This window comes from Pseudomonas sp. DW-iso17 (assembly GCF_058725345.1).
Genome location: NZ_JBZXEA010000007.1, coordinates 104,396 through 127,850, shown reverse-complemented (window position 1 = coordinate 127,850; position 23,455 = coordinate 104,396). Strand labels below are relative to the sequence as shown.

The following is a 23,455-nucleotide window of genomic DNA, read 5'->3' as shown; positions in this document are numbered from 1 at the left end:
GCCGCTGCCTGGGCATGATGCCCTGGCATAACGGCACCATTGGACATTGCCTGGGGATGCAAGCGTTTGAGTACCAAGCTGATTACCAAAGAAGGTCATGAAGCGCTGAAAAAAGAGCTGGATTACCTGTGGCGAGAGAAACGCCCGGATACCACACGCAAAGTGACCTGGGCCGCCTCCTTGGGAGATCGCAGTGAAAATGCGGATTACCAGTACAACAAGAAGCTGTTGCGGGAGATCGACCGACGGGTGCGTTACCTGCGCAAACGCCTGGAAGACATGCGGGTGGTGGAGTACATGCCCGAGCAGGAAGGAAAGGTATTTTTCGGTGCATGGGTCGAAATCGAAAACGAACAGGGCGAGACCAAGCGTTTTCGCATCGTCGGTTATGACGAGATCTACGATCGCATGGATTACATCTCCATCGACTCACCCATGGCACGGGCCCTGCTGCGCAAGGAGGTGGACGACGAGGCAATCGTACAGACCCCCGGCGGAGAGGTGTGCTGGTGGATCACCAAGATCGAATATGTGAAGACCGCCTGATGGCACGTACCCTTGGCTGGGGGCGTGCCATCCGGGTTTCAGCCTTCGCGCAATACGGTCAGCGGGCTGGCATTCAGTGCACGGCGTGTGCCGAATACCCCGGCAGCGCCAATCAGCACGGCACCGATCACGGGCAGCAGTAACAACCACGGGTGGGGATGCCACGCCAGGTCAAAGGCATAGCGGTACAGCACCCAGGTCACCAGTTCGGTGCCCAGTGCCGCCAGCAAGCCACTGACCGCCCCCAACAGACCGAATTCGATGCGTCGGGCCTTGACCAGCAACTTGCGCTCGGCGCCCAAGGCTCGCAGCAATGCACCTTGGCGGATTCGTTCATCCAGGGTGGCCTGCAGGCCAGAGAACAACACTGCCATGCCCGCCGCGAGTACAAACAACAGCACGTATTCGACCGCCAACGTCACTTGGGCGAGGATGCTGCGCAACTGCTCCAGCAGGGCCTCGACCTGCAGGATAGTGACCGCCGGGAAGGCCCGTGACAGGTCGACGATCTGTTGGTCATGGCCGGGAGCCAGATAGAAGCTGGTGAGGTAGGTCGCGGGCAGATCCTTCAAGGTGCCCGGTTGGAAAATCATGAAGAAGTTGGGCTGGAAGTTATCCCAGTTGATGGTGCGCAGGCTGGTGACCCGTGCTTCACGGTTTTCCCCACCGATGGTGAACAATAAATGGTCGTTGAGCTTGAGCTTCAAGCTCTCGGCCACCTTGGCTTCCACCGACACGCCAGGAACCCCGTCAGTGGGTTGCGCCGACCACCACGTACCTGCCGTCAGGACGTTACCCGCTGGTAAGTCGGCTGCCCAGGTCAGGCTCAGATCGCGTTGAGTGGCCCGGTCGCCACTGGAGTCCTTGCTGACAATCTCCTGCACGGGTTCGCCATTGATGCTGATCAGGCGCCCCGGCACCACCGGGTAGAGCGGCGCCGCTTGTGCCTGGACGTCCAGCAGACGGGCGCCAAAGGCGTCCTTGTCGGCCGGCAGGATATTCAGGGCGAAGTAGTTGGGCGCATCCTTGGGCAACTGGTTTTGCCAGGTGTCGAGCAATTCGCCTCGCAACAGCGCGATCAACCCCATGGACAACAGGATCAAGCCAAAGGCCAGGGATTGGCCTGCCGCCGCCAACGGGTGACGCAACAATTGGCCCAGGCCCAGGCGCCACGGCAGGGAGGCACGAGCCAGTAACCGCCGCAGGCTCTGTAGCAACAACAGCAGCAAGCCACCCAGGAGCAGCGCAGCGACTACACCGCCGCCGAGTAACGCGAAGGTCAATACCAGGTCCAGGCTCAGGCGCCACATGATCAGGCCCAAGGCAAACAGTGCCGCGCCGTAGACCATCCAAGTGCTTGAAGGAATAGGCAGCAAATCGCGGCGCAATACCCGCAGCGGCGGTGCCCGGCCCAGTGCGGCCAGCGGCGGGAGGGCGAAGCCGGCGAGGGCGACCAGCCCGGTGCCAATCCCCGCGACGGCCGGTAGCAGCCCGCCTGGCGGTACGTCGGCGGGTAGCAGGTCGTGCAGGAAGTAGAACAGGCCAAATTGCGCCAGCCAGCCGAGCAGGGCGCCGGCCAGGCTCGCCAGCAAGCCCAGTACGCTCAGTTGCAGGCTGAACAGCAGCATGGCTTCACGGCGCGACAAGCCCAGGCAGCGCAACAACGCGCTGGCATCGAAACGTCGACTGGCGAAGCGGTTGGCTGACAGCGCCACGGCCACGCCAGCCAGCAGCACAGCCACTAGGCTGGCCATGTTCAGGTAACGTTCGGCCTTGCCCAGTGCGCCGCCGATTTGCTGGTTGCCATCGCGGGAGTCCTGCAGGCGCTGGTTGGCAGCCAGGCCCGGTTTGACCAGGTCGCGATAAGTTTGCAGCGCTGTGCTGCTTTGTGGCGCACGCCATAGTTCGCGGTAGCTGACACGGCTGCCTGGCTGGACGACACCGGTGGCGTCCAGGTCCGCCAGGTTGATCATGACCCTGGGCGTGAGGCTGTAAAAGTTGCCGGCGCGGTCGGGCTCATAGTTCAGGATGCGCGCCAGGCGCAGGGTCTTCATGCCGACATCGATGCTGTCGCCGACTTTCAGGTCCAGCGCCGTCAGCAACCGTGCTTCTACCCAGGCTTCACCAGGTTTGGGGCCACCGCCCGGGATTTGCGTACCGAAGGGCTCGGTGCTGCTTTTAAGCTCGCCGCGCAAGGGGTACTGCTCGTTGACCGCCTTGATGCTGGAGAGCTGGATGCCGTTATCGGTGGCGATAACGCTGGAGAACTCCACGATGCGAGCGTGATCCAGGCCCAATTCGGTCCCAGATTTGATTTGCTCGGCACGGGCCGGCGAGCTGCCTTCGAGCACCAGGTCGGCGCCGAGGAATTCGGTGGCGCGCAGCAGCATGGCGCCGTTGAGGCGCGCACCAAAGTAGCCGATAGCGGTGCTGGCGGCCACGGCCACCAGCAGGGCAAAGAACAGCACGCGCAATTCGCCGGCGCGGGCATCGCGCAGTAACTGACGCATGGCAAGACTGAACAGGCGCAACAGCGGCAAACGTGCCATCAAGGCTCCAGGGGCGCGACCATCAGGCCGGCTTCAAGGCGGATCAGGCGCCGGCAACGGTGGGCCAGGCGCTCGTCGTGGGTGACCAGTACCAGGGTCGTACCGCTCTCTTTATTCAACTCGAACAACAGGTCGCTGATGCGCTCGCCAGTATGACTGTCGAGGTTGCCGGTGGGCTCGTCGGCAAACAGCACGTCCGGTTCGGCGGCAAACGCGCGGGCAATCGCCACGCGTTGTTGTTCGCCACCGGACAGTTGGCGGGGCGAGTGGGTCAGGCGCTGGCCCAGGCCTACGCGCTCCAGCAGGTGTTTGGCTCGCTCGCGGGCGTCCTGGCGACCGTCCAGCTCCAGCGGCAGCATCACGTTTTCCAGAGCATTCAAGCTGTCGAGCAATTGGAAGGATTGGAATACGAAACCCACATGCTCGGCACGGATGCGCGCGCGCTGATCTTCGTCGAGGGTGCTCAGGGCTTGCCCGGCCAGGGTCACTTCGCCGCTGCTGGGCAGGTCGAGGCCGGCCAGCAGGCCCAGTAGTGTGGATTTACCGGAACCGGAGCTGCCGACGATAGCCAGGCTATCGCCCTTGTTCAGTTCCAGGCTCAGTTCGTGCAGGATAGTCAGTTCACCTTCCGCGCTGGGAACCACTTTGCTAAGGTTTCGCGCGGTGAGAATGCTTGCGCCCATGGAGAATCCGATGCGAGTGTGGTTTTTGAGTGCTGGCCTGGCCTTGATGTGCATGGCCCAGAACGCAGCGGCGGGTACAGTCCTGATCGTTGGCGATAGTATCAGTGCCGGTTTCGGCCTGGATACCCGCAAAGGGTGGGTCGCGTTGCTGGAGCAACGGCTCAAGCAGGAGGGTTTTGACGACAAAGTGGTCAATGCTTCCATCAGTGGCGACACCAGTGCAGGAGGCCTCGCGCGGCTGCCCGCGGCGCTTGCAACGCACAAACCGGACGTGGTGGTGATCGAGTTGGGTGGCAACGATGGCTTGCGCGGCCAGCCGCCTGCGCAATTGCAACAAAATCTTGCTTCGATGATTCAGCAGTCCCGGGACAGCGGCGCCAAGGTGCTGCTGTTGGGTATGCAGATTCCGCCCAATTACGGCAAGCGCTATGTCGAAGCTTTTGCCAAGGTATTCGGTGATGTGGCACAGAAAGAAAAGGTGCCGTTTGTGCCGTTTTTCCTCGAGGGCGTGGGTGGCCATCCGGAGTTGATGCAAGCTGACGGGCTGCACCCGGCGGTCGCGGCGCAAGACAAGTTGCTGGAAAATGTCTGGCCGGCGCTAAAACCGCTGCTATGACGCTTTTCTACCGGCAGGCTTTCGGCTAAGGTGGCGCCCCCCTGATTTGGAGCCCTCGATGTCGCGCCCTGCCTGGTCCCTGTTTAACTACCAACTGATCGAGCCGGACGAGCAGCTGGACCTGTTCGCCTGCCAGGAAGTGCGAGTGCATTTGGTGGCGCGTCAATTGGAACTGGGCGGCTCCATCGACCGCACGCTCTGCGGCACTTTATTGCCCGCACAGCCACGCTGGTCATCGGTCAACCGCTCGATTTTTCAAGACCAGCGACTCTGCCCGTTATGCCGGGCGATTCTAGAATCGCAAAAGCGCGGCACGCCGCCGATCTGGCCGGAGCTGCGCTTCGAGCTGTAAAACAGCTTGAAGCTTGGCGCTGCGAAGCCGTATACAATCAATTTTTCCCTACCCGTCGTCTTGCGAAGGATTTTCCGGATGTTGTCGCGCCTTTCCGTCGTCACCTGCTGCCTGTCTCTTGCTGCGCTTTGTGCGGCGGGTTCGGCGGCGGCCTTGCAGTTGCCCTTGCCACCGCCCGGTGAGGACATTGTTGGCCAGGTCCAAGTGATCAAGGCCAAGTACGAAGACACTTTTGCTGACCTTGGCACCACCTACGACCTGGGCTATTCGGAAATGGTCGCGGCCAACCCGGGTGTCGATGCCTGGTTGCCGGGTGCGGGCACTGAGATTGTGCTGCCGACACGCTTTATCCTGCCGCCCGGGCCGCGGGAAGGCATTGTGATCAATCTGGCGGAATACCGGCTCTACTACTATCCAAAAGGCCAAAACGTCGTCTATACCTTCCCTCTGGGCATTGGCCGGGAAGGCTGGGGTTCGCCGATCGCCCATACCAGTATCATCGCCAAGACGCCGAACCCGACCTGGACGCCACCGGCCTCGATCAAGGCCGAGCACGCCGCCAACGGTGACCCGCTCCCCAACGTGGTGCCTGCCGGCCCCGACAACCCACTGGGGCCGTTCAAGTTCACCCTGGGCACGCCGGGTTACCTGATTCACGGCTCCAACATGAAGTTTGGTATCGGCACGCGTACCAGCCACGGGTGCTTCCGCATGTTCAATAACAACGTGTTGGAAATGGCAGGCATGGTGCCGGTAGGCACGTCAGTGCGCATCATCAATGACGCGTACAAGTTCGGCAGCAGTGGTGGCAAGGTCTACCTTGAGGCCCACACGCCGTTGAATGATGACGGTACGCCATCGGTGGTCGACAAGCACACCGCGGTCATCAATGCGTTGCTCAAGCGCGAAGACCTGTCCAATAACCTACGCGTCAACTGGGACCAGGTGCGTGATGTGGTCGCCGCCGAGGATGGCTTGCCGACCGAAATTGGTGTGCCAGGCGGCGCACCTGTGGCGTCCAGCGCCCCGCTCGATCTTCAATAATAAGCCTGAGCGAACATCCCTGTGTGAGCGGGCTTGCTCGCGAAGACGTCGGCCCGGCAAACATTGATGTTGACTGATCCACCGCTTTCGCGAGCAAGCCCGCTCCCACATGCCAAATCATAGGCAAAAAAAAGCCGACCCATAAATGGATCGGCTTGATAACAACCCCGAAGGATTATTACTTGCGGCTTGCTTTTTCAAGCATGCGCAGAGCGCGCTCGTTAGCTTCGTCAGCAGTCTGTTGTGCTTTTTGAGCAGCAGCCAGAGCTTCATCAGCTTTACGGTAGGCTTCGTCTGCACGGGCCTGGGAGCGAGCTGCTGCGTCTTCAGTTGCAGTCAGACGAGCTTCGGTTTCTTTGGAGACGCTGCTGCAACCGGTAGCCAGAACTGCGGCCAGAGCCAGAGCAGAGAATTTCAGAACGTTGTTCATCGTGTTCCCCTTCAAGGACTTTCAATTTAATGGCTACTTTCTCAGAGTGAGCTAATAGCCGGCGTACATACTACCCATTACTTGTAGTAAGTAAACTGACGTTGCGCAAGAAGCAAAAAAATTTCTTGTGCCGAATCTATTTTGGCTAATCTTTTGGCGGTTTGTATGAAAACTGTCCAATTTTTTGCACCTGGACGCACATTGGATCCAGGCTGAAAGGGCCGGCCCGCATGTGTTAAGCCTTGTAAATAGATGAAATTTTATATAACGAAGCGGGGCACTTTGGTTACGCTTGGCTTTACTGCGGCGGGCATCTTTTGCGCATCTAGAGGTGACTTTAAGAGCGCCAGTTCGTCTCAAGGTTCAACTGCCGGCAATGTTCAGGCTATCGGTCACCGGTTGATCGAGGCCCTTTCTATATCCACCAGCGGCGGGGAATGACGAGTGCGCCTTGAGCAATTTCAGGATTGGTGCCTACTATTCCCTATGTGCTGGTTGTGAGCGCTCACGGTTTTCTCGCTGTCGAAACCGGCACGGGGTGGCGTAGATGTTCCTTCGCCGGAAAAACATCGGTAAGGTAGGGTCGTTAATTCAGACCCGCGAGGAGTAGTGATGAGCGAGGCGTTGTCCATCCACCATGACCAGGCTGGTCATCAGTTCGAGACCAATGTGGACGGTCATCGTGCCTACCTGACCTACATGGACCTCGGGAAGCAGACCCTGGATATCTATCGCACCTTCGTGCCCAACGCACTGCGGGGGCGAGGCATTGCGGCTGCGTTGACCGAGGAAGCCTTGAAGTTTGCCGAAGAGGCTGGCTACACGGTGATCCCGTCGTGCTCTTATGTCGAACGCTATATGGAGCGCCACCAGCGCCATGCTGCGAAGCTGTAACTGACCAGTTGCCAATAAAAAACGCCGGGCTTAGCCCGGCGTTTTTGGGTGCGCGAAACCGGTACGGACTCAGGTGCGCTTGCGCTGGGGCAACACGTCCTTGAGCTTGGCGTGCATGCTGCGCAGGGTAGTTTCGGTGGCGGACCAATCGATACAGGCATCGGTGATCGACACGCCGTACTGCAAGTCGGCCAAGTCTTTTGGAATCGCCTGGCAACCCCAGTTCAAATGGCTCTCGACCATCAAGCCGATGATCGACTGGTTACCTTCCAGAATCTGGTTGGCAACGTTCTCCATCACCAATGGCTGCAAGGCCGGGTCTTTGTTGGAGTTGGCGTGGCTGCAGTCGACCATGATGTTTGGCTTGATCTTGGCCTTGTTCAGCGCCTGTTCGCACAGCGCGACGCTGACCGAATCATAGTTGGGCTTGCCATTGCCGCCACGCAGCACCACGTGACCGTAGGCGTTGCCCTTGGTCGTCACGATGGACACGCCGCCTTCCTGGTTGATACCCAGGAAACGATGAGGGCTGGAGACCGATTGCAGCGCATTGATCGCCACGGTCAGGCCGCCGTCAGTGCCGTTCTTGAAGCCTACGGCCGAAGACAGGCCGGACGCCATTTCGCGGTGGGTCTGGGATTCGGTGGTGCGTGCGCCGATAGCCGACCAGCTGATCAGGTCCTGCAGATATTGCGGGGAGATCGGGTCGAGGGCTTCGGTGGCGGTGGGCAGGCCCATTTCAGCCAGGTCCAGCAGCAGTTTGCGACCGATGTGCAAGCCATCCTGGATCTTGAAGGAGTCGTCCAGGTACGGGTCGTTGATCAAGCCTTTCCAGCCGACGGTGGTACGCGGTTTCTCGAAATACACGCGCATGACCAGGTACAAGGTGTCGGACACTTCAGCCGCCAGCACTTTGAGGCGCTCGGCATATTCGTGGGCGGCCTTGAGGTCGTGGATAGAGCAGGGCCCGATCACCACGAAGAGACGGTGGTCGGTGCCGTCGAGAATGTCACGGATGACTTCGCGGCCCTTGGTGACGGTCTGCAGGGCAGCGTCGCTCAGGGGGATTTCGCGCTTGAGCTGATCGGGGGTGATCAGGGTCTCGTTGGATTCAACGTTAAGGTCATTGATCGGTAAATCAGCCATCGTGTTACTCGCCAGGGTCACGGGTGCCGGCCGCCAGCTATCCCCGTGCGGCGGGCACAGCATGATTTGAATGCAGGGGGGAGGAACCTTAGCGCGTAACACGGGCCCGCGACAATGGGCAAAGCCCGGTTTAATCCAGCGCTGGCTGCACAACCGCCTCATGGGAGAACTCGCCGGCATGACGCGACACCCACTCACGGGCCATGGTTTCAAGTTGTGCAGGCGTTGGCTCGGCGTCTTCGTGCAGGCGGCAGTAACGCTCGATCTGGCACACTTGCTCGCCCATCCGTGCACCGAACAAGGCGTGTTCGTCGGTAAAGCAAATACCAATGCGATAGCCCTGTTCGACTTTGCGGCACCAGGCGACATAGCCTGGATAACGGGCGCTGGGCCCTAGGGAAGGGATATGCAGGTCTACCGCCGTGCCGGCGCGCCAGGCACGTGGCCAATTGCAGGCGACGCCGCCGCGGCCGATAGTGTGCAGGCGTTGGCGGGGAAGGGCGGGAGAGGGACGTTGGATCAACTCGACAGCGACATCATCAGGGTGAGGTAAAAAACGACCCATGTACACGGACTCCGAGCGCCGTCCAGTTGACGGCAATGGCAGCAGTATAGTGAAGGAACTGGAATTGACCGACCTGGATATTGACCAGCAATTGCTGGGATTGCCAGGTATTTCGCTGGTAGTGTTCACCAGTGTCGGTTGTGCCAGTTGCCGCTGGGCACGCCAGCAGTTGCCCAGCTGGCACTTGCCGGTGGACCGCGTGTGCTGGGTGGATGCCGGGCACAACGGCGGTGCGGTGGAACGCTACCGGATCTTTCATTTGCCGGCGTTGTTCCTGGTGTGCGAGGGTCAATTCTTTGGGCAATTACAGACACGTCTTACAGCATCCGACCTCGCCGAATGCCTAAACCAGGCGCTCAACCGAACACCAGAGGATTTGCCATGACAGCAGTTGCAGCCCCGTCGCCACGCATTGGCATTATTGGCACCGGTGCCATCGGCGGTTACTACGGACTGATGCTGGCGCGTGCCGGCTTCGATGTGCATTTCCTGTTGCGCAGCGAATATGCCGCGGTGAGCAGGCATGGCCTGCACGTCAACAGTACGGTGCATGGGCAACTGCACCTGCATCCGGTGCAGGCCTATGCCAGCGCCGCCGACATGCCGCCGTGCGACTGGCTATTGGTGGGCACCAAGTCCACCGGTAATGTGGACCTGGCGCCAACCATCGCCCAGGTGGCGGCGCCGGATGCCAAAGTGGTGCTCCTGCAAAACGGCCTCGATGTCGAAGACAGCCTGCGTGAACACCTGCCGCCGTCGCTGCATCTGTTGGGTGGCCTGTGCTACATCGGTGTGCACCGCTCGGCCCCCGGCGTGGTCGAGCATCAGGCGTTGGGCCGGGTCAACCTGGGCTATCACAGTGGCACGGCGGCCAACGATGAGGTGCAGCAACAGGCGATTGTCGAAGCCGGTGCCGGGCTGTTTCATCAAGCTGGCATCGAGTCCCAGGCCATGGCCAATGTGCATCTGGCGCGTTGGCACAAGCTGGTCTGGAACGTGCCGTTCAACGGCCTCTCTGTGTTGCTGGGCACGGGTACCACGGCCATGATGGCCGATGAGTCCAGCCGCGAGTTGATCCAGGCGCTGATGGCCGAGGTGGTGCAGGGCGCTCATGCCTGCGGGCATGAAATTCCTGCCAGTTACGCTGGGCAGATGTTCGCCATGACAGAAACCATGGACGACTACCTGCCCAGCATGTACCACGACCACCTGCACAAGCGGCCGCTGGAGCTGGCGGCCATCTATGCCCGTCCCTTGGCTGCTGCCAAAGCGGCCGGTTGCGAACTGCCACGCATGCAGGCGCTCTATCAGGCCTTGAGTTTTATTGATCGGCACAACCGCTGATTGGGGGGGACCACCATGGTGAAGGGATTGGCTGACAAACTGGTGCTGGCGATTTCCTCACGAGCGCTGTTCGACCTGAGTGACAGCCACAAGGTTTATCTGGCTGAAGGGGTCGAGGCTTACCGCAAATACCAGATCGAGCACGAGGAAGAAACCCTCGAGCCTGGCGATGCCTTCCCGCTGGTCAAGAAGCTGCTGAGCCTGAATGCCAGCCTGGGGCGTGCGCGGGTCGAGGTGGTGTTGGTGTCGCGCAACAGTGCCGATACCGGGCTGCGGGTGTTCAACTCGATCCAGCATTACGGCCTGGATATTTCCCGCGCCGCGTTCGTAGGCGGGCGTAGTCCCTATCCCTATTTGGCCGCCTTCGGTTGTCATCTGTTTCTCTCCACCCATGCCGAAGATGTGCGCAGCGCCCTCGATGCCGGGTTTGCGGCCGCGACGATTCTGTCTGGCGGCGCGCGCCGTGCTTCCAGTGAAGAACTGCGCATCGCATTTGATGGCGATGCCGTGCTGTTCTCCGATGAGTCCGAGCGCGTCTACCAGGCCGGCGGGCTGGCAGCCTTCCAGGCCAGCGAGCGAGAGTCGGCGCGCCAGCCTTTGCACGGCGGTCCGTTCAAGGGCTTCCTGGCGGCACTGAACCTGTTGCAACGCGAGTTTGCCGATGAGGCCTGCCCGATTCGTACCGCGTTGGTCACCGCACGTTCGGCACCGTCCCATGAGCGCGTGATCCGCACGTTGCGCGAGTGGGATATCCGCCTGGACGAATCGCTGTTCCTCGGTGGCCTGGAAAAATCCGCGTTTCTGGAAGCCTTTGCCGCCGATGTGTTTTTCGATGACCAGGCCGGCCATTGCGAGAAAGCCAGGGAGGTAGTGGCCACCGGGCACGTGCCCCATGGCATCAGCAATGAGTTGAGAATCCAGACCGAGCGCTAGCTGCTAAGCTCATTCAATTCCCGCCATCCTGGCAGCCCAGGAGGTTTTATGATTCGTTCGATGCTGTTTGCCACGGACCTCGGTCTGTATGCGCCCTACGTGATGCAACATGCGCTGGCGCTGGCGCGAACGTTCAAGGCTGACCTGTATGTGATCCACGTGGTCGAGCCCATTGGCTTGTTCGCCGAATCGGTGTTGCAGAGCTACCTTGATGAAACCGCCCTGAGCGAATGGCAAAGCAAGGGGTTGAGCACGGTGATGGCGACGATTGAACAACGCGTGCTGGACAGCTTCCGCGAGGAGTGGGGGGAAGGGGAGCAGGACCTGCAATGGATTCGCTCGGTCAAGGTGATCCAGGGGGATCCTTGCGAGGTGATTCTCGACCAGTTGCGAAAACTGTCTGTCGACTTGCTGATCGTCGGCAGTCATAGCCAGGCAACCGGTGTGGCCGTCCCCCTTGGACGTACCGCCGCACGGGTGTTGCAGTTGTCCCCCGTGCCGGTTTACCTGGTGCCGTCGCTGCAGCGTCGGCGCAGTGACGATAGTTGATCGGCAAAAACGATAAAAAGTTCTAGATTTATCCGTCAAACCTTTAATATAGTTATATACCGTCGCTGATACCCGTGGCGTCTATCTGCTTTGAGGGATTCATATGAAGCTTCAACAACTGCGCTACATCTGGGAAGTGGCGCACCACGACCTCAACGTTTCCGCTACCGCTCAAAGCCTCTATACCTCGCAACCTGGTATCAGCAAGCAGATCCGCCTGCTCGAAGACGAGTTGGGCGTCGAAGTCTTCGCACGCAGTGGCAAACACCTGACCCGCGTCACTCCAGCTGGCGAGCGCATCATCACCACCGCCGGCGAGATCCTGCGTAAAGTCGAAAGCATCAAGCAGATCGCCCAGGAATTCTCCAACGAGAAGAAAGGCACCTTGTCGATCGCCACCACTCACACCCAGGCGCGCTATGCATTGCCGCCGGTGATCCGTGATTTCATCAAGCAATACCCGGACGTAGCCCTGCACATGCACCAGGGTTCGCCGATGCAGATTGCCGAGATGGCCGCTGACGGCACCGTCGATTTTGCCATCGCCACCGAGGCCCTGGAATTGTTCGGCGACCTGGTAATGATGCCCTGCTACCGTTGGAACCGCTGCGTGGTTGTGCCTCAGGGGCACCCTTTGGCCAAGCTGCCGAAGCTCACCCTGGAAGCCTTGGCTGAATACCCGATCGTGACCTACGTGTTCGGCTTTACCGGCCGTTCCAAGCTCGACGAAGCGTTCAGCCATCGCGGCCTCACGCCCAAGGTGGTGTTCACTGCTGCCGATGCCGACGTGATCAAGACCTATGTGCGCCTGGGCCTGGGCGTCGGGATCGTCGCCAAGATGGCGGTCGACACCAACCTCGACAAAGACCTGGTGGTGCTGGATGCCAGCGAATTGTTCGAGTCCAGCGTGACCAAGATCGGTTTCCGTCGCGGTACCTTCCTGCGCGGCTTCATGTGCGACTTCATCGAGAAGTTCGCACCGCACCTGACCCGTGAAGTGATGGCCAAGGCGATCCAGTGCCACAACAAGCAAGAGCTGGAAGAGTTGTTTGACGGCGTTGAATTGCCCGTCCACTGACCGCGATTACCCTGTAGAAGCGAGCAAGCTCGCTCCTACAGGGGGGTAGGTTATCGGGCCTCGGTCACCGTAAAGTGCTGCCGAGCGCCGGCCACCAGAATCTCTACCTCTTCATCGATACGCTTGCCCAGCAGGCCTTTGCCCAGGGGCGAGCGTGGCGTGATGACCGTCACCGGTTGCCCCACCACATCCACTTTCAAACCCGCCGCATCCGGCGCCAGGAACAGCCATTGCTGGCGACCGTCCTCGTCTTCCAGGCCCACCAGCGTGCCTATCTCTATCCCGCGTTGATCATCGTACGCACGTAGCTGCAGTTGCTGGCACAGCACCAGCGATTGCTTGATCTCCTCCACTCGTCGGGCCTGCCCGGTGGCCAGGTACGAAGCCTCCAGGCCGAGGGTGTCGTATTTGTTTTCGGCAATGTTTTCTTCGTGGGTCGCGGTTTCGTAGGCGGTCTGCGCGGCGCGTTGGACGACGTCGATGTCGACGGTGAGCTTTTCCAGGATCAGCTGGAGCACGGCGTGTTTATTCATGGCGGTATCTGGCATCAATCGCAGAATTGCAGGACATTGGCCCGCGTCTTTTCATTGGGGGCGTTCTGGTCTTGTTGCAGCCAGAACTGGCATTTGGGGTTGGACAGGTTACGCGCGTTGCTTCGGGCCTGGTCCAGGGCCTGTCGTTGTTCCTGTTTTTGCAGGTTCTGTTGGTACTGTTCGAACAGACGGTTCGGTGGCTGCGGCTCAACCATGGCCGGTTTGCCCAATTGCTGAACCGCCTGTGCCACCGGCGCCAGGCTCTGGGGGAACAGGTAGCGAGACGCCAGCCAGGCGGTCAGCGCAATGGCGATAAACCCTAGCCACACGCCGGCGGCAATCGCGATGCAGAGCTTGAACAGCGATAACGGACGGTCAGACATAAGGGCCTCCTGGCAGGCATTGACGGCATGACGGTGATTGTCGCACAGCCTCCGTGCAGAATAATCGCGATCAAGCCTTCTGCATCCACGCATTTATGCGGACAATCGAACCTTTGATCGATGGAGCCCGGAATGAAAGCCCGCTGGGATATTTTTTGCAGTGTCGTCGACAACTACGGCGACATCGGCGTGACCTGGCGCCTGGCCCGGCAGTTGGTGGTGGAGCATGGCTGTGACGTGCGCTTGTGGGTCGATGACCTGCGCGCCTTCGAACGCATGTGCCCGGACATTGATGTGCAGGTGGGCCAGCAATGGCAAGAGGGCGTCCAAGTGCGCCACTGGCCGGCCGAATGGCCAGGCGCACACCCGGCGGATGTGGTGATTGCTGCGTTCGCGTGCCAGCTACCGCCCGAGTACATGGACCGCATGGCCGAGTGTGAACGTGCGCCGTTGTGGATGAACCTGGATTACCTCAGCGCTGAAGACTGGGTGGTGGGCTGCCATCGCTTGCCTTCGGTGAAGTACAAGGGCGTGCAGAAGTACTTTTTCTTCCCCGGGTTTCGCCCTGGTACTGGCGGCCTGTTGCGCGAAGCCGGCTTGTTGGAGCGACGCCGGGCGTTTCAGCAGGACGCGGCCGCGCAACAACGGTTCCTGCAAAGCCTGGGCGTTGCTCCGACGGCCGGCGCGCGTTTGATGTCGCTGTTTGCCTATGAGAATGACGGGTTGGCCGGCTGGCTGGACGTATTGGCGGCCGATGGACGGGGGACGCACTTGCTGGTGCCGGAAGGGCGCATTCTGGGGGACGTGCAACGCTGGCTGGGGGTGAACAGCTTGTCGGCGGGAGACATCCAAGTACGTGGTGCGCTGACCGTACAGGTCATTGCATTCGTACGTCAGGAGCAATATGACCGATTGCTATGGTGCTGCGAATTTAACGCCGTACGTGGCGAAGACTCGTTCGTGCGTGCCCAGTGGGCGGGGAGGCCATTGCTGTGGCACATCTACCGCCAGGACGAAGACATCCACCTGGACAAGCTCGATGCCTTCCTGGAACTGTACACAGCCGCACTTTCACCGGCCGCCAAAGCTGCCGTCGTCACGCTCTGGCAAGCCTGGAACGCTGATGGCGATATGGCACAGTCCTGGAAAATGCTGCTGGAACATTGGCCCGAGGTCAGCCAGCACGCTGAGAACTGGTGTCTGGAACAAGGCTTGCAGGCCGATCTTGCGACGGCGCTGGTACAGTTTTATGAAAGTTGGATATGATACGCCACCTTGATTTTTGTCAATCCCATCCAAATTTCGGATATACGCAATGAAAACTGGTAAAGAACTGAAACCCGGTACAGTGATCCGTCTCGAAAACGACCCTTGGCTGGTTCAGAAAGCTGAGTTCACCAAGTCTGGTCGTAACAGCGCAATCATGAAGACCAAGCTGAAGAACCTGCTGACCGGTTACAAGACCGAAATCGTCTACAGCGCCGATGACAAACTGGACGACGTGATCCTCGACCGCAAAGAAGCGACCCTGTCCTTCATCAGCGGCGACACCTACACGTTCATGGACACCACTGACTACACCATGTACGAGCTGAACGCTGAAGATATCGAAGCCGTTCTGCCGTTCATTGAAGAAGGCATGGAAGACGTCTGCGAAGCTATCTTCTTCGAAGAGCGCCTGGTTTCCGTAGAGCTGCCGACGACCATCGTGCGTAAGGTTGCTTACACCGAAGGCTCCGCTCGCGGCGACACTTCCGGCAAGGTGATGAAGCCTGCCAAACTGAGCAACGGTACCGAACTGCAAGTGGCCGATTTCATCGAAATCGACGACCTGATCGAGATCGACACCCGTGAAGGTGGTTCGTACAAAGGCCGCGCCAAGAAGTAATTCTGGCCCCGGCTATACGAAAAAAGCCCGACCTTGAGTCGGGCTTTTTCATGGGCGTCTGTTTTTCAGACCGTTACATGCAAGCGCACCTCAACGTTGCCACGGGTGGCATTGGAGTACGGGCACACTTGGTGCGCAGCGTCGACCAGGCTTTGCGCCTCATCTTGGGCCAGGCCCGGCAGGCTGATATGCAGGTCGATATCCAGGCCGAAGCCGCCCGGGATCTGGCCGATGCCCACGTGGGCGGTGATCGAGGCGTCATCCGGGATTTTGCGTTTGGTCTGGCTGGCCACGAACTTCAGTGCGCCGATAAAGCAAGCGGAGTAGCCGGCAGCAAACAATTGCTCTGGGTTAGTGGCCTGGCCACCGGCGCCGCCCAACTCCTTTGGAGTCGACAGTTTGACGTCGAGGATATTGTCGCTGGAAACGGCGCGACCATCACGGCCGCCAGTGGCGGTGGCTACTGCGGTATAGAGCGTTTGCATGGGGCGTTCCTCTGTGTGGTTAGCGCTAAACATTTGTGCGCTAAGTAGTTGGTGAGGTGAATGTATAGCGCTAATGTTTAGTGCGCAAGTTAATTTTTCAGCGTTGAAGAATTTAAGGGTGTCGCAGAACAAAAAGTGGGAGCTGGCTTGCCTGCGATGACGGTGTATCAGTCACTGCATGGTTGACTGATGAATCGCAATCGCAGGCAAGCCAGCTCCCACTTTTGAGTATGTTTAGTGCTGGGGCCTAGCGTGTCAGATGCTGGTTTGCAGATTGGCGCGCAACGCGATCAGGTCGCCTTGCAGATTGCGCAATTGCTCCAGCGCCATCCCGCTGGCGCCCAGGATGCATTGCGGAACATCCTTGGCCTTCTCCTGCAAGGCGCGCCCGGCGTCGGTCAGTTTCACCACCACCACCCGCTCGTCTTCGCGGCTGCGCGTGCGGCTGAGCAGGCCCTCGGCTTCCAGGCGCTTGAGCAGTGGCGTCATGGAGCCTGGGTCCGTCAGCAGGCGGCTGCTGATTTCACTGACGGTCAACTCATCCTCTTCCCACAGCACCATCATGGCCAGGTACTGCGGGTAGGTCAGGCCGATGGCCTGGAGCAGGGGCTTATAGACCTTGGTCATTAGCAGTGAGGTGGAGTGCAGGGCGAAGCACAGCTGGTTGTCCAGCAACAGCGATTCGCAAGGATCAGGGTTTTTGCTCATGGTGGCGTCTCGAAAAAGCATGTCTGGGCTGGAATCTAGCGGGCAAATCTTTAATGCGCCAGGTAATTCTTGCCGTAGGCGTCAGACCAAGCCACTTTGCAATGCCAGATCCCAGGGCGGCACCGGGCTGAAACGGGATTTGAGGTATTCAAGCAACAATCGGCTGCGTGCATTGGGCTGTTGCTCCAGGCGCAGCGCATAAATGCCTGCGGTTTCCGGACTGGGCAAACCGTCTTCACAAAACAGCGGCAACAATTCGCCGCGCACCAGGTATTCACTGGCCAACCAGGTCGGCAAGTGAGCGATGCCCAGCCCGGCCAGTGCGCCCGAGAGCAGGGCTTCGGCGTTGTTGGCACTCATGCGGATGCGTCGCGGGCGATAGGTGGTGCGGCGCCCGTCCAGTTCGAAGCGCCAGGCGAACATTGGCGCCAGCCCGTCCCAGTCCAGGCCGTCATGTTCGCTCAGCTCTCGAGGATGGGCCGGCGTGCCACGGCTTTTCAGGTACGCGGGGCTGGCACAGGCGATACGCACGATACTCGCCAGCGGCGTAGCGACCAGTCGGGTGTCGACAATATGCCCTGCGCGCAGAACCAGGTCGACCTTGCCCAGATGCGCGCCGTGCATATCGACAAAGCTGTCGATCAAGTGCAGGTGCACGTCCAGGCCTGGATACAGGCTCAAAAAATCCGCAATGACCGGCGCCAGGTGCCGGCGGCCGAATGCTGCGGGCGCATCGACCCGGATCAACCCCTCCGGCGCATGGCTCAGCGAGACCGCCTCTGCCCGTGCCAGCTGCAACTCGCTGACAATCCGTCGCGCCCGCTCGGCAAAGGCCAGGCCTGCGGAGGTGGGCACCACCGCATGGGTGCTGCGTTGGAACAGGCGGCTACCCACGGAGCTTTCCAGGCTGTCGATGCGCCGGGCCACGGCTGAAGGTGTCAGCGGATGGAGGCGCGCGGCGGCGGAAAAACTGCCGGCTTCCATTACGTCGAGAAACAGGCTCAGTTGGTCGGTCAGGGTGTTGGGGTTCATAGCTCAACGCTTATGCGAGATTGGCACAGCCATTGTGCGTTGCTGTGCGTTTCCGCGCCAGGGTCGACTGCGTAGCATGCCAAGCATGAAATTGCGGAGTACCGAGCGGTGTGGGATTTAGTGATGTACCTGGCATTGGGTGCGGCGTTGGGCACTGTAGGTGGGCTGTTTGGCATTGGTGGTGGGCTGATTGCCATCCCGGTGCTGGGCGTGTTGTTCGGCCTGGATCAGCAGATTGCCCAAGGTACCGCCTTGGTGATGGTCGTGCCGAATGTGATGCTCGCGCTGTGGCGCTATCATCAGCGTAACCGCATCGAGTTGCGTCACGCTTTACCCCTGGGTGTGACCGGCTTTTGCTTTGCCTGGCTGGGATCGATCTGGGCGGTGGGCCTGGATGCGGGCGCCATGCGCATCGGTTTTATTGCGTTCTTGGTGGCGTTGTCTGCCTACAACCTGCTGCGCATGTTCACTCGCAATGCGCCGCCCACCGCACAAATGCGTTATTCCTGGCCCTGGCTTGGCGTCTTGGGCGCGGCATCCGGTTCCATGGGCGGGCTGTTCGGGGTCGGCGGCGCGGTGGTCGCCACGCCGGTACTCACCAGTGTCTTCGGCACTACTCAAGTGGTCGCCCAAGGCTTGTCGTTGGCCTTGGCGTTGCCCAGCACCGGTGTGACCCTGGTCACCTATGCCTGGCACCACGAGGTGGACTGGATGATCGGCCTGCCACTGGCGGTGGGGGGCCTGCTGAGTATCAGTTGGGGCGTGAAAGTGGCGCATGCCTTGCCAGAACGTCTGTTGCGCGGCCTCTTCTGTGGCTTCTTGGTGGTGTGCGCGCTGATGCTGACCTTTAAAGTTTGAAGCCTTCGACGATGTAGTCCGCCAGGCATTCGGTGATCGGCGAGGTCATCTGCGGGTTACGCAGCAAGCGCAGGTTCATCGACGGTAAAGGCGGGAAGCCTTCGTCGCTGCCGAGCACTCGCAGGTCGTCGGTGACCAGGCTTTCCATGCTGACCATCGCCGCCAGGCCTGCACTGACCACTGCCAGGATCGCTGCTCCGTTAGAGCTGTGATAGGCCAGGCGATAATCTCGCCCGGCCGCCTCCAGTGCGGCCCGTGCCCAATGGGTGTACAGGCACTCGTCGCCGGACACCGCCAGGGGCAGGGCATCGTGCTCCTCCACACAAAAGCACGGTGATGCTGCCCACACCATGCGCTCGGTACGCAATAACTCACCCAGATCATTGCCGGGCTCGCGGCTGATTACGGTCAACGCCAGGTCCCGCCGTTGCATCAATACGGTCGATGCTTCGCAGTGCATTTCGATCTGGATCAGTGGGTAGGCTTTGGAAAATTGCTTGAGGATGCCTGGCAGAAAGCGCATCACGTAGTCATCCGGCGTGCCGATACGCACCAACCCCACCATATGCGGCTCGCGCAGGGTATTGAACACTTCGCTGTGCAATTTCAGGATGCGCCGCGCATAACCCAACAGCACCTGGCCTTCGGGCGTGAGCCGTACCTGGCGGCCATCGCGCTCGAACAGTTTGCGCTGCAACACGTCTTCTTCCAGGCGCTTCATCTGCATGCTCACCGCCGATTGAGTGCGGTTGACCTGCTCGCCGGCGCGGGTGAAACCGCCCTGGTCGGCAATGGCGACGAAGGTGCGCAGCACATCAGTGTCGATGCTGGGATAGGCGGACAATTGATCAATCTCCGAGATGTAATGCATAAGAAACATTCGTTGGATTGATCATAATGCCGGGCACACACTGTCGTCATCCCCACTGGAGGGCGAGAAGATGAAAGGTCAAAAAGGTTTCATATCGACGGATAAATGGCCGTTTGCCGGGCTGTTTCACACATTCGCGCGTTGGCAGCTGTTGCATCAGGAGCGTCAGATGCTGGCGACCCTGAGCGATGACGCCCTCAAGGACATCGGGCTCAATCGCGCCGACGTCGCGCAGGAAAGCCATCGGCATTTCTGGGAAGACCCGCTGCGAAAATAAGCGCGGATGCAGTAGGGTAGGGGGCGAGCTTCTATGGAGATTGCCATGCCCGCCGACCTGTGTTTTTCACTCAAGCAAGCTCGACGCATGGCGCTGGCTGCCCAGGGATTTTCCGGGCGCCAGGCGCCTGCACAGATAAAGGCTGCGCACCTCAACCGCTTGATCGAACGCCTGGGCGTTTTACAGATCGACTCGGTCAATGCGCTGGTGCGTTCTCACTATCTGCCGGTGTTTTCCCGCCTTGGTTCTTATTCCCCGTCGATCCTTGAGCAGGCCGCCTGGAGCCAGGGGCGGCGACGCTCACTGTTCGAATACTGGGGGCATGAGGCATCGCTGCTGCCCATGGCGCTGTATCCGATGATGGGTTGGCGCATGGAGCGCGCCCGGCAAGGGCGGGGGATTTATGCGCAAATGGCACGTTTTGGCCGTGAACAGCAGGCGACGATCCAACGCGTGTTGCGCACCGTCGAACAGCAGGGCGCCTTGGGGGCGGGTAGCTTGTCGACCCGCGAGGAGCGTGCCGGACCCTGGTGGGATTGGAGTGATGAAAAGCACGCGCTGGAATGGCTGTTCGCCGCTGGCCTGGTCACGGTTGCCGGTCGTCGAGGGTTTGAGCGGCTTTATGATCTGCCCGAGCGTGTTATTCCCGCAGAGGTGCTCAGGGTCTCCATGAGTGAAGGTGAAGCGCAGCGTGGCTTGCTGTTGCACAGTGCGACTGCATTGGGTGTCGCCACCGAAAAAGACCTGCGCGATTATTTCCGCCTCGACCCCGCCGACAGCCGCAACCGCTTGGCCGAGCTGGTTGAGGATGGGCAACTGCTGGCGTGCCAGGTGCGGGGCTGGAAACAACCAGCGTATTGCCTGGCGGCGCCCAAACTGCCGCGCAACGTGCCGGCCAGTGCATTGTTGTCGCCGTTCGATTCGCTGATATGGGAGCGCAGCCGCACCGAGCGCTTGTTCGACTTTCGCTATCGCCTGGAGATCTACACGCCGCAAGAAAGACGCGTGTACGGCTATTACGTCCTGCCGTTTCTCCACAACGAACGCATTGCCGCACGCGTCGACCTGCGGGCCGAGCGTGCCCATGGGCGCCTGGCCGTGCATGCAGTGCACGAGGAAGAACCTGGGCTGGATGAGGAAGGTATGTTGGCGCTGGCCTTGAACCTGCGAAAGATGGCCGACTGGCTAGGGCTGGAACAGATCCAGCTCAATTGCCAGCGGCCCAGTGCTGCTCGGTTAAGGGCAGCGATGCCGAACCGGGATACCAACCTTTAAACCTCTATCGCGGGCAAGCCCGGCTCCCACAGAGAAACGCGTTCAAATGTGGGAGCCGGGCTTGCCCGCGATGGCGTCATCCCCGTCGCTAAAACGTCAGCGCTTTACCTGTTTCAAGGTCTCTGCAATCAGAAACGCCAACTCCAGCGATTGATCGGCATTCATCCGTGGGTCGCAATGGGTGTGATAACGGTCCGACAGGCCATCTTCGGTGATCGGCCGTGCGCCGCCGATGCATTCGGTGACGTTCTGCCCGGTCATCTCGATATGGATCCCGCCAGCATAGGTGCCTTCTGCCTGGTGCACTTGGAAGAAATCCTTCACTTCGCCAAGGATCTGCGCAAAGTCGCGGGTCTTGTAGCCGCTGCTGGCCTTGATGGTATTGCCGTGCATCGGGTCGCAGCTCCACAGCACTTGCTTGCCCTCGCGCTGCACGGCGCGGATCAGGTTGGGCAAATGGTCGCCGACCTTGCCTGCCCCCATACGGGCGATGAGGTTGAGGCGGCCAGGGTCGTTATCCGGGTTGAGGATGTCGATCAGGCGGGTCAGGTCGTCCGGGTTCATGCTAGGTCCGACTTTCACGCCGATCGGGTTGTTCACTCCGCGCAGGAACTCGACATGGGCGCCGTCCAACTGACGGGTGCGGTCGCCGATCCACAACATATGCGCCGAGCAGTCGTAGTAGTCGTTGGTCAGGCTATCGCGGCGCACGAAGGCCTGTTCATAGTTGAGCAGCAATGCTTCGTGGGCGGTGAAGAAGCTGGTTTCGCGCAATTGCGGCGAGCTGTCCATGCCACAAGCGCGCATGAAGGCCAGGGTTTCGTCGATGCGGTCGGCCAGTTGGCTGTACTTCTCGGCGAGCGCGGAGTTGGCGATGAAATCCAGGTTCCACTTGTGCACCTGGTGCAGGTCAGCGAAACCGCCCTGGGCAAAGGCGCGCAGCAGGTTGAGGGTGGCGGTGGACTGGTGGTAGGACTGCAACAGGCGGTCCGGATCTGGCACGCGGCTTTTTTCGTCGAAGCCGATGCCGTTGACGATATCGCCCCGGTAGGCGGGGAGGGTGATGCCGTCGATGGTTTCATCGTTGGCCGAGCGTGGCTTGGCGAACTGGCCGGCCATGCGCCCGACTTTCACCACCGGGCAACCGGCAGCGAAGGTCATGACAATGGCCATCTGCAGCAGCACCTTGAAGGTGTCGCGAATCTTCGCGGCGGAAAACTCGGCAAAGCTCTCGGCGCAATCACCGCCTTGCAGCAGGAACGCACGACCTTGGGTCACTTCGGCAAACTGACGGCGCAATTCGCGGGCTTCCCCGGCAAACACCAGGGGCGGGTAGCTCGCCAGGCTCTGCTCCACTTGCAGCAAGTGTGCAGCGTCCGGGTATTGGGGTTGCTGCTGGATCGGCAGGGCTCGCCAGCTATCGGGGCTCCAGGGTTGGCTCATCATGAACTCGTTTGCGGGTGGATGTTCGGGCGTCAATGTTAGCAGCAATTAGTGCGTGACCTGTTGCTGCCGCTTGGCCGACAATCGCGCCTTTGCCGTGCAGCAGACCCTTTTAGGAGTAGTGATGAGCGAGGAGCGTGTCGAGCACCTGCTGGCCGAAGTCCATGATGAATTCGGCATGATCCGTGTGCTTGAAGTGGCTGATTACCGCTTTCTCGAATTTGGCGACGCCATCGAGCAAAGCTGTGTGTTCACTGCTGACCCGAGCTGGCTGGAGTACGACTACACCCGCGCCATGCTGATCGGCGCGTTGTGCCATGAACAGCCGGAGAGTGCATTGTTTCTCGGCCTGGGCGCGGGCACGTTGACCCAGGCGTGCCTCAAGTTCCTGGCGCTGGAAGATGTCGAAGCCATTGAGCTGCGCCCTGATGTGCCGCGCCTAGCCATCGAATATCTGGGGCTGGATGACGACCCGCGCTTGTACATCCGCATTGGCGACGCGTTGCAATTGCTCGACAGTGCCGAATCGGCCGATTTGATTTTCGTCGACCTCTACACCGATGTCGGCCCGGGCGTGGGGCATCTGGCCTGGACCTTCCTGGAAAACTGTCAGAAGAAACTCAACCCCGGCGGCTGGCTGGTGATCAACCAATGGGCCACCGATGATGGCAAGCCGTTGGGGGCGGCGTTGTTGCGTGGGTTGTACCACCGGCATTACTGGGAGCTGCCGGTGAAGGAGGGCAATGTGATTCTGTTGGTGCCTTCGGAGCTGGATCAGGTGCTGGACCTGGAGGCGCTGTCAGCCCGCGCCGAAGCTTTGGCGCCGCGCTTGGGGTACTCGTTGCAGCCGTTGATCAAGGCGATTCGGCCGGCAACTTAGTTGCCAGTTCGGACGCTTTCGCGGGCAGGCCCGCTCCCACAGGGGATTGCATTTCAACAGAGCATGCAATTCAACTGTGGGAGCGGGCTTGCT

General features: G+C 60.2%; 28 protein-coding genes. 16 read left to right on the top strand and 12 right to left on the bottom strand.

Features of this window, described 5'->3' with window-relative positions:
- The first annotated feature begins 66 nt into the window (after positions 1-66).
- Positions 67-546 carry a transcription elongation factor GreB gene (greB, locus tag AC4PS6_RS06340; RefSeq protein WP_014717656.1) on the top strand — a complete coding sequence of 160 codons (480 nt, stop codon included), beginning with the start codon at positions 67-69 and terminating at the stop codon, positions 544-546.
- A 38-nt stretch (positions 547-584) separates the two neighbouring features.
- Here the strand turns inward: greB and AC4PS6_RS06335 are convergent, their stop codons facing one another.
- Positions 585-3,095: an ABC transporter permease gene (locus AC4PS6_RS06335; RefSeq protein ID WP_336827063.1), complete on the bottom strand. Its 2,511-nt coding sequence runs from the start codon at positions 3,093-3,095 to the stop codon at positions 585-587.
- Positions 3,095-3,778 (bottom strand): ABC transporter ATP-binding protein, encoded by a 684-nt coding sequence (locus AC4PS6_RS06330; protein WP_003189864.1) that lies wholly within the window; start codon positions 3,776-3,778, stop codon positions 3,095-3,097. Before AC4PS6_RS06330 ends, AC4PS6_RS06335 begins: the two co-directional genes overlap by 1 nt.
- A 10-nt stretch (positions 3,779-3,788) precedes the next feature.
- On the opposite strand from AC4PS6_RS06330, the gene AC4PS6_RS06325 reads away from it, so the two are divergent.
- From AC4PS6_RS06325 to AC4PS6_RS06315, 3 genes are all read left to right on the top strand, one after another.
- Positions 3,789-4,394, top strand: a complete 606-nt coding sequence (locus tag AC4PS6_RS06325) for an arylesterase (protein WP_014717658.1) — start codon at positions 3,789-3,791, stop codon at positions 4,392-4,394.
- A 58-nt stretch (positions 4,395-4,452) separates the two neighbouring features.
- Positions 4,453-4,746 (top strand): hypothetical protein, encoded by a 294-nt coding sequence (locus tag AC4PS6_RS06320; RefSeq protein ID WP_003189866.1) that lies wholly within the window; start codon positions 4,453-4,455, stop codon positions 4,744-4,746.
- A gap of 78 nt (positions 4,747-4,824) precedes the next feature.
- Positions 4,825-5,790 (top strand): L,D-transpeptidase family protein, encoded by a 966-nt coding sequence (locus tag AC4PS6_RS06315; protein WP_014717659.1) that lies wholly within the window; start codon positions 4,825-4,827, stop codon positions 5,788-5,790.
- Between the two features lie 178 nt (positions 5,791-5,968).
- Here AC4PS6_RS06315 and oprI read toward each other — a convergent pair whose 3' ends face one another.
- Entirely contained in the window at positions 5,969-6,220 is a 252-nt protein-coding gene (oprI, locus tag AC4PS6_RS06310; protein ID WP_003172710.1) for an outer membrane lipoprotei OprI, read from the bottom strand.
- Between the two features lie 612 nt (positions 6,221-6,832).
- On the opposite strand from oprI, the gene AC4PS6_RS06305 reads away from it, so the two are divergent.
- Positions 6,833-7,114 (top strand): GNAT family N-acetyltransferase, encoded by a 282-nt coding sequence (locus AC4PS6_RS06305; RefSeq protein WP_003189869.1) that lies wholly within the window; start codon positions 6,833-6,835, stop codon positions 7,112-7,114.
- A 69-nt stretch (positions 7,115-7,183) separates the two neighbouring features.
- On the opposite strand, the gene AC4PS6_RS06300 is transcribed toward AC4PS6_RS06305, so the two are convergent.
- Together AC4PS6_RS06300 and AC4PS6_RS06295 are read right to left on the bottom strand one after the other, a co-directional pair.
- Positions 7,184-8,260, bottom strand: a complete 1,077-nt coding sequence (locus AC4PS6_RS06300; RefSeq protein WP_003189871.1) for a 3-deoxy-7-phosphoheptulonate synthase — start codon at positions 8,258-8,260, stop codon at positions 7,184-7,186.
- Positions 8,261-8,390: 130 nt separating this feature from the next.
- The gene (locus AC4PS6_RS06295; RefSeq protein WP_014717660.1) at positions 8,391-8,825 is read right to left on the bottom strand and encodes a pilus assembly protein PilZ; all 435 of its coding nucleotides are present in this window, start codon (positions 8,823-8,825) and stop codon (positions 8,391-8,393) included.
- On the opposite strand from AC4PS6_RS06295, the gene AC4PS6_RS06290 reads away from it, so the two are divergent.
- The 5 genes from AC4PS6_RS06290 (at position 8,824) to cysB (ending at position 12,729) form a co-directional block, all read left to right on the top strand.
- Positions 8,824-9,210, top strand: a complete 387-nt coding sequence (locus AC4PS6_RS06290) for a YbbN family protein (RefSeq protein WP_014717661.1) — start codon at positions 8,824-8,826, stop codon at positions 9,208-9,210. The two genes, AC4PS6_RS06295 and AC4PS6_RS06290, sit on opposite strands and share 2 nt — an antisense overlap.
- Entirely contained in the window at positions 9,207-10,169 is a 963-nt protein-coding gene (locus AC4PS6_RS06285; RefSeq protein ID WP_014717662.1) for a putative 2-dehydropantoate 2-reductase, read from the top strand. Before AC4PS6_RS06290 ends, AC4PS6_RS06285 begins: the two co-directional genes overlap by 4 nt.
- Before the next feature lie 15 nt (positions 10,170-10,184).
- Positions 10,185-11,102: a 5'-nucleotidase gene (locus AC4PS6_RS06280; RefSeq protein WP_020302806.1), complete on the top strand. Its 918-nt coding sequence runs from the start codon at positions 10,185-10,187 to the stop codon at positions 11,100-11,102.
- A 48-nt stretch (positions 11,103-11,150) separates the two neighbouring features.
- Positions 11,151-11,651 carry a universal stress protein gene (locus AC4PS6_RS06275; RefSeq protein ID WP_014717664.1) on the top strand — a complete coding sequence of 167 codons (501 nt, stop codon included), beginning with the start codon at positions 11,151-11,153 and terminating at the stop codon, positions 11,649-11,651.
- Positions 11,652-11,754: 103 nt separating this feature from the next.
- Positions 11,755-12,729: an HTH-type transcriptional regulator CysB gene (cysB, locus tag AC4PS6_RS06270; RefSeq protein ID WP_003189876.1), complete on the top strand. Its 975-nt coding sequence runs from the start codon at positions 11,755-11,757 to the stop codon at positions 12,727-12,729.
- A 50-nt stretch (positions 12,730-12,779) separates the two neighbouring features.
- Here cysB and AC4PS6_RS06265 read toward each other — a convergent pair whose 3' ends face one another.
- Together AC4PS6_RS06265 and AC4PS6_RS06260 are read right to left on the bottom strand one after the other, a co-directional pair.
- Positions 12,780-13,262 (bottom strand): GreA/GreB family elongation factor, encoded by a 483-nt coding sequence (locus tag AC4PS6_RS06265; RefSeq protein ID WP_014717665.1) that lies wholly within the window; start codon positions 13,260-13,262, stop codon positions 12,780-12,782.
- A 14-nt stretch (positions 13,263-13,276) separates the two neighbouring features.
- A complete protein-coding gene (locus AC4PS6_RS06260; protein WP_032902961.1) occupies positions 13,277-13,645 on the bottom strand; it encodes an alpha-amylase family protein in 369 nt (122 codons plus the stop codon).
- Between the two features lie 132 nt (positions 13,646-13,777).
- Between AC4PS6_RS06260 and earP the strand changes: the two genes are divergently transcribed.
- The gene (earP, locus tag AC4PS6_RS06255) at positions 13,778-14,911 is read left to right on the top strand and encodes an elongation factor P maturation arginine rhamnosyltransferase EarP (RefSeq protein ID WP_032902962.1); all 1,134 of its coding nucleotides are present in this window, start codon (positions 13,778-13,780) and stop codon (positions 14,909-14,911) included.
- Between the two features lie 49 nt (positions 14,912-14,960).
- Positions 14,961-15,533, top strand: a complete 573-nt coding sequence (locus AC4PS6_RS06250) for an elongation factor P (RefSeq protein ID WP_003172723.1) — start codon at positions 14,961-14,963, stop codon at positions 15,531-15,533.
- A 65-nt stretch (positions 15,534-15,598) separates the two neighbouring features.
- On the opposite strand, the gene AC4PS6_RS06245 is transcribed toward AC4PS6_RS06250, so the two are convergent.
- From AC4PS6_RS06245 to AC4PS6_RS06235, 3 genes are all read right to left on the bottom strand, one after another.
- Entirely contained in the window at positions 15,599-16,018 is a 420-nt protein-coding gene (locus tag AC4PS6_RS06245) for an organic hydroperoxide resistance protein (protein ID WP_014717668.1), read from the bottom strand.
- 255 nt (positions 16,019-16,273) lie between these two features.
- Entirely contained in the window at positions 16,274-16,726 is a 453-nt protein-coding gene (locus AC4PS6_RS06240; RefSeq protein WP_032902963.1) for a MarR family winged helix-turn-helix transcriptional regulator, read from the bottom strand.
- Positions 16,727-16,807: 81 nt separating this feature from the next.
- Positions 16,808-17,758 (bottom strand): LysR family transcriptional regulator, encoded by a 951-nt coding sequence (locus AC4PS6_RS06235; RefSeq protein ID WP_102666498.1) that lies wholly within the window; start codon positions 17,756-17,758, stop codon positions 16,808-16,810.
- A 108-nt stretch (positions 17,759-17,866) separates the two neighbouring features.
- Here AC4PS6_RS06235 and AC4PS6_RS06230 point away from each other — a divergent pair, with 108 nt between their 5' ends.
- Positions 17,867-18,616 carry a sulfite exporter TauE/SafE family protein gene (locus AC4PS6_RS06230; protein WP_032902966.1) on the top strand — a complete coding sequence of 250 codons (750 nt, stop codon included), beginning with the start codon at positions 17,867-17,869 and terminating at the stop codon, positions 18,614-18,616.
- Here the strand turns inward: AC4PS6_RS06230 and AC4PS6_RS06225 are convergent.
- The gene (locus AC4PS6_RS06225; protein ID WP_014717672.1) at positions 18,606-19,487 is read right to left on the bottom strand and encodes a LysR family transcriptional regulator; all 882 of its coding nucleotides are present in this window, start codon (positions 19,485-19,487) and stop codon (positions 18,606-18,608) included. The two genes, AC4PS6_RS06230 and AC4PS6_RS06225, sit on opposite strands and share 11 nt — an antisense overlap.
- 70 nt (positions 19,488-19,557) lie before the next feature.
- Here AC4PS6_RS06225 and AC4PS6_RS06220 point away from each other — a divergent pair, with 70 nt between their 5' ends.
- Both AC4PS6_RS06220 and AC4PS6_RS06215 read left to right on the top strand, forming a co-directional pair.
- Positions 19,558-19,764, top strand: coding sequence for a DUF1127 domain-containing protein (locus AC4PS6_RS06220; protein WP_014717673.1), 207 nt, complete (start codon positions 19,558-19,560; stop codon positions 19,762-19,764).
- A gap of 45 nt (positions 19,765-19,809) precedes the next feature.
- Positions 19,810-21,039, top strand: coding sequence for a winged helix-turn-helix domain-containing protein (locus AC4PS6_RS06215; protein ID WP_019820345.1), 1,230 nt, complete (start codon positions 19,810-19,812; stop codon positions 21,037-21,039).
- Positions 21,040-21,135: 96 nt separating this feature from the next.
- On the opposite strand, the gene AC4PS6_RS06210 is transcribed toward AC4PS6_RS06215, so the two are convergent.
- Positions 21,136-22,482, bottom strand: coding sequence for a class II 3-deoxy-7-phosphoheptulonate synthase (locus tag AC4PS6_RS06210; protein WP_019820346.1), 1,347 nt, complete (start codon positions 22,480-22,482; stop codon positions 21,136-21,138).
- 124 nt (positions 22,483-22,606) lie between these two features.
- Here AC4PS6_RS06210 and AC4PS6_RS06205 point away from each other — a divergent pair, with 124 nt between their 5' ends.
- Positions 22,607-23,362 (top strand): spermidine synthase, encoded by a 756-nt coding sequence (locus tag AC4PS6_RS06205; protein WP_014717675.1) that lies wholly within the window; start codon positions 22,607-22,609, stop codon positions 23,360-23,362.
- Positions 23,363-23,455 lie beyond the last annotated feature (93 nt).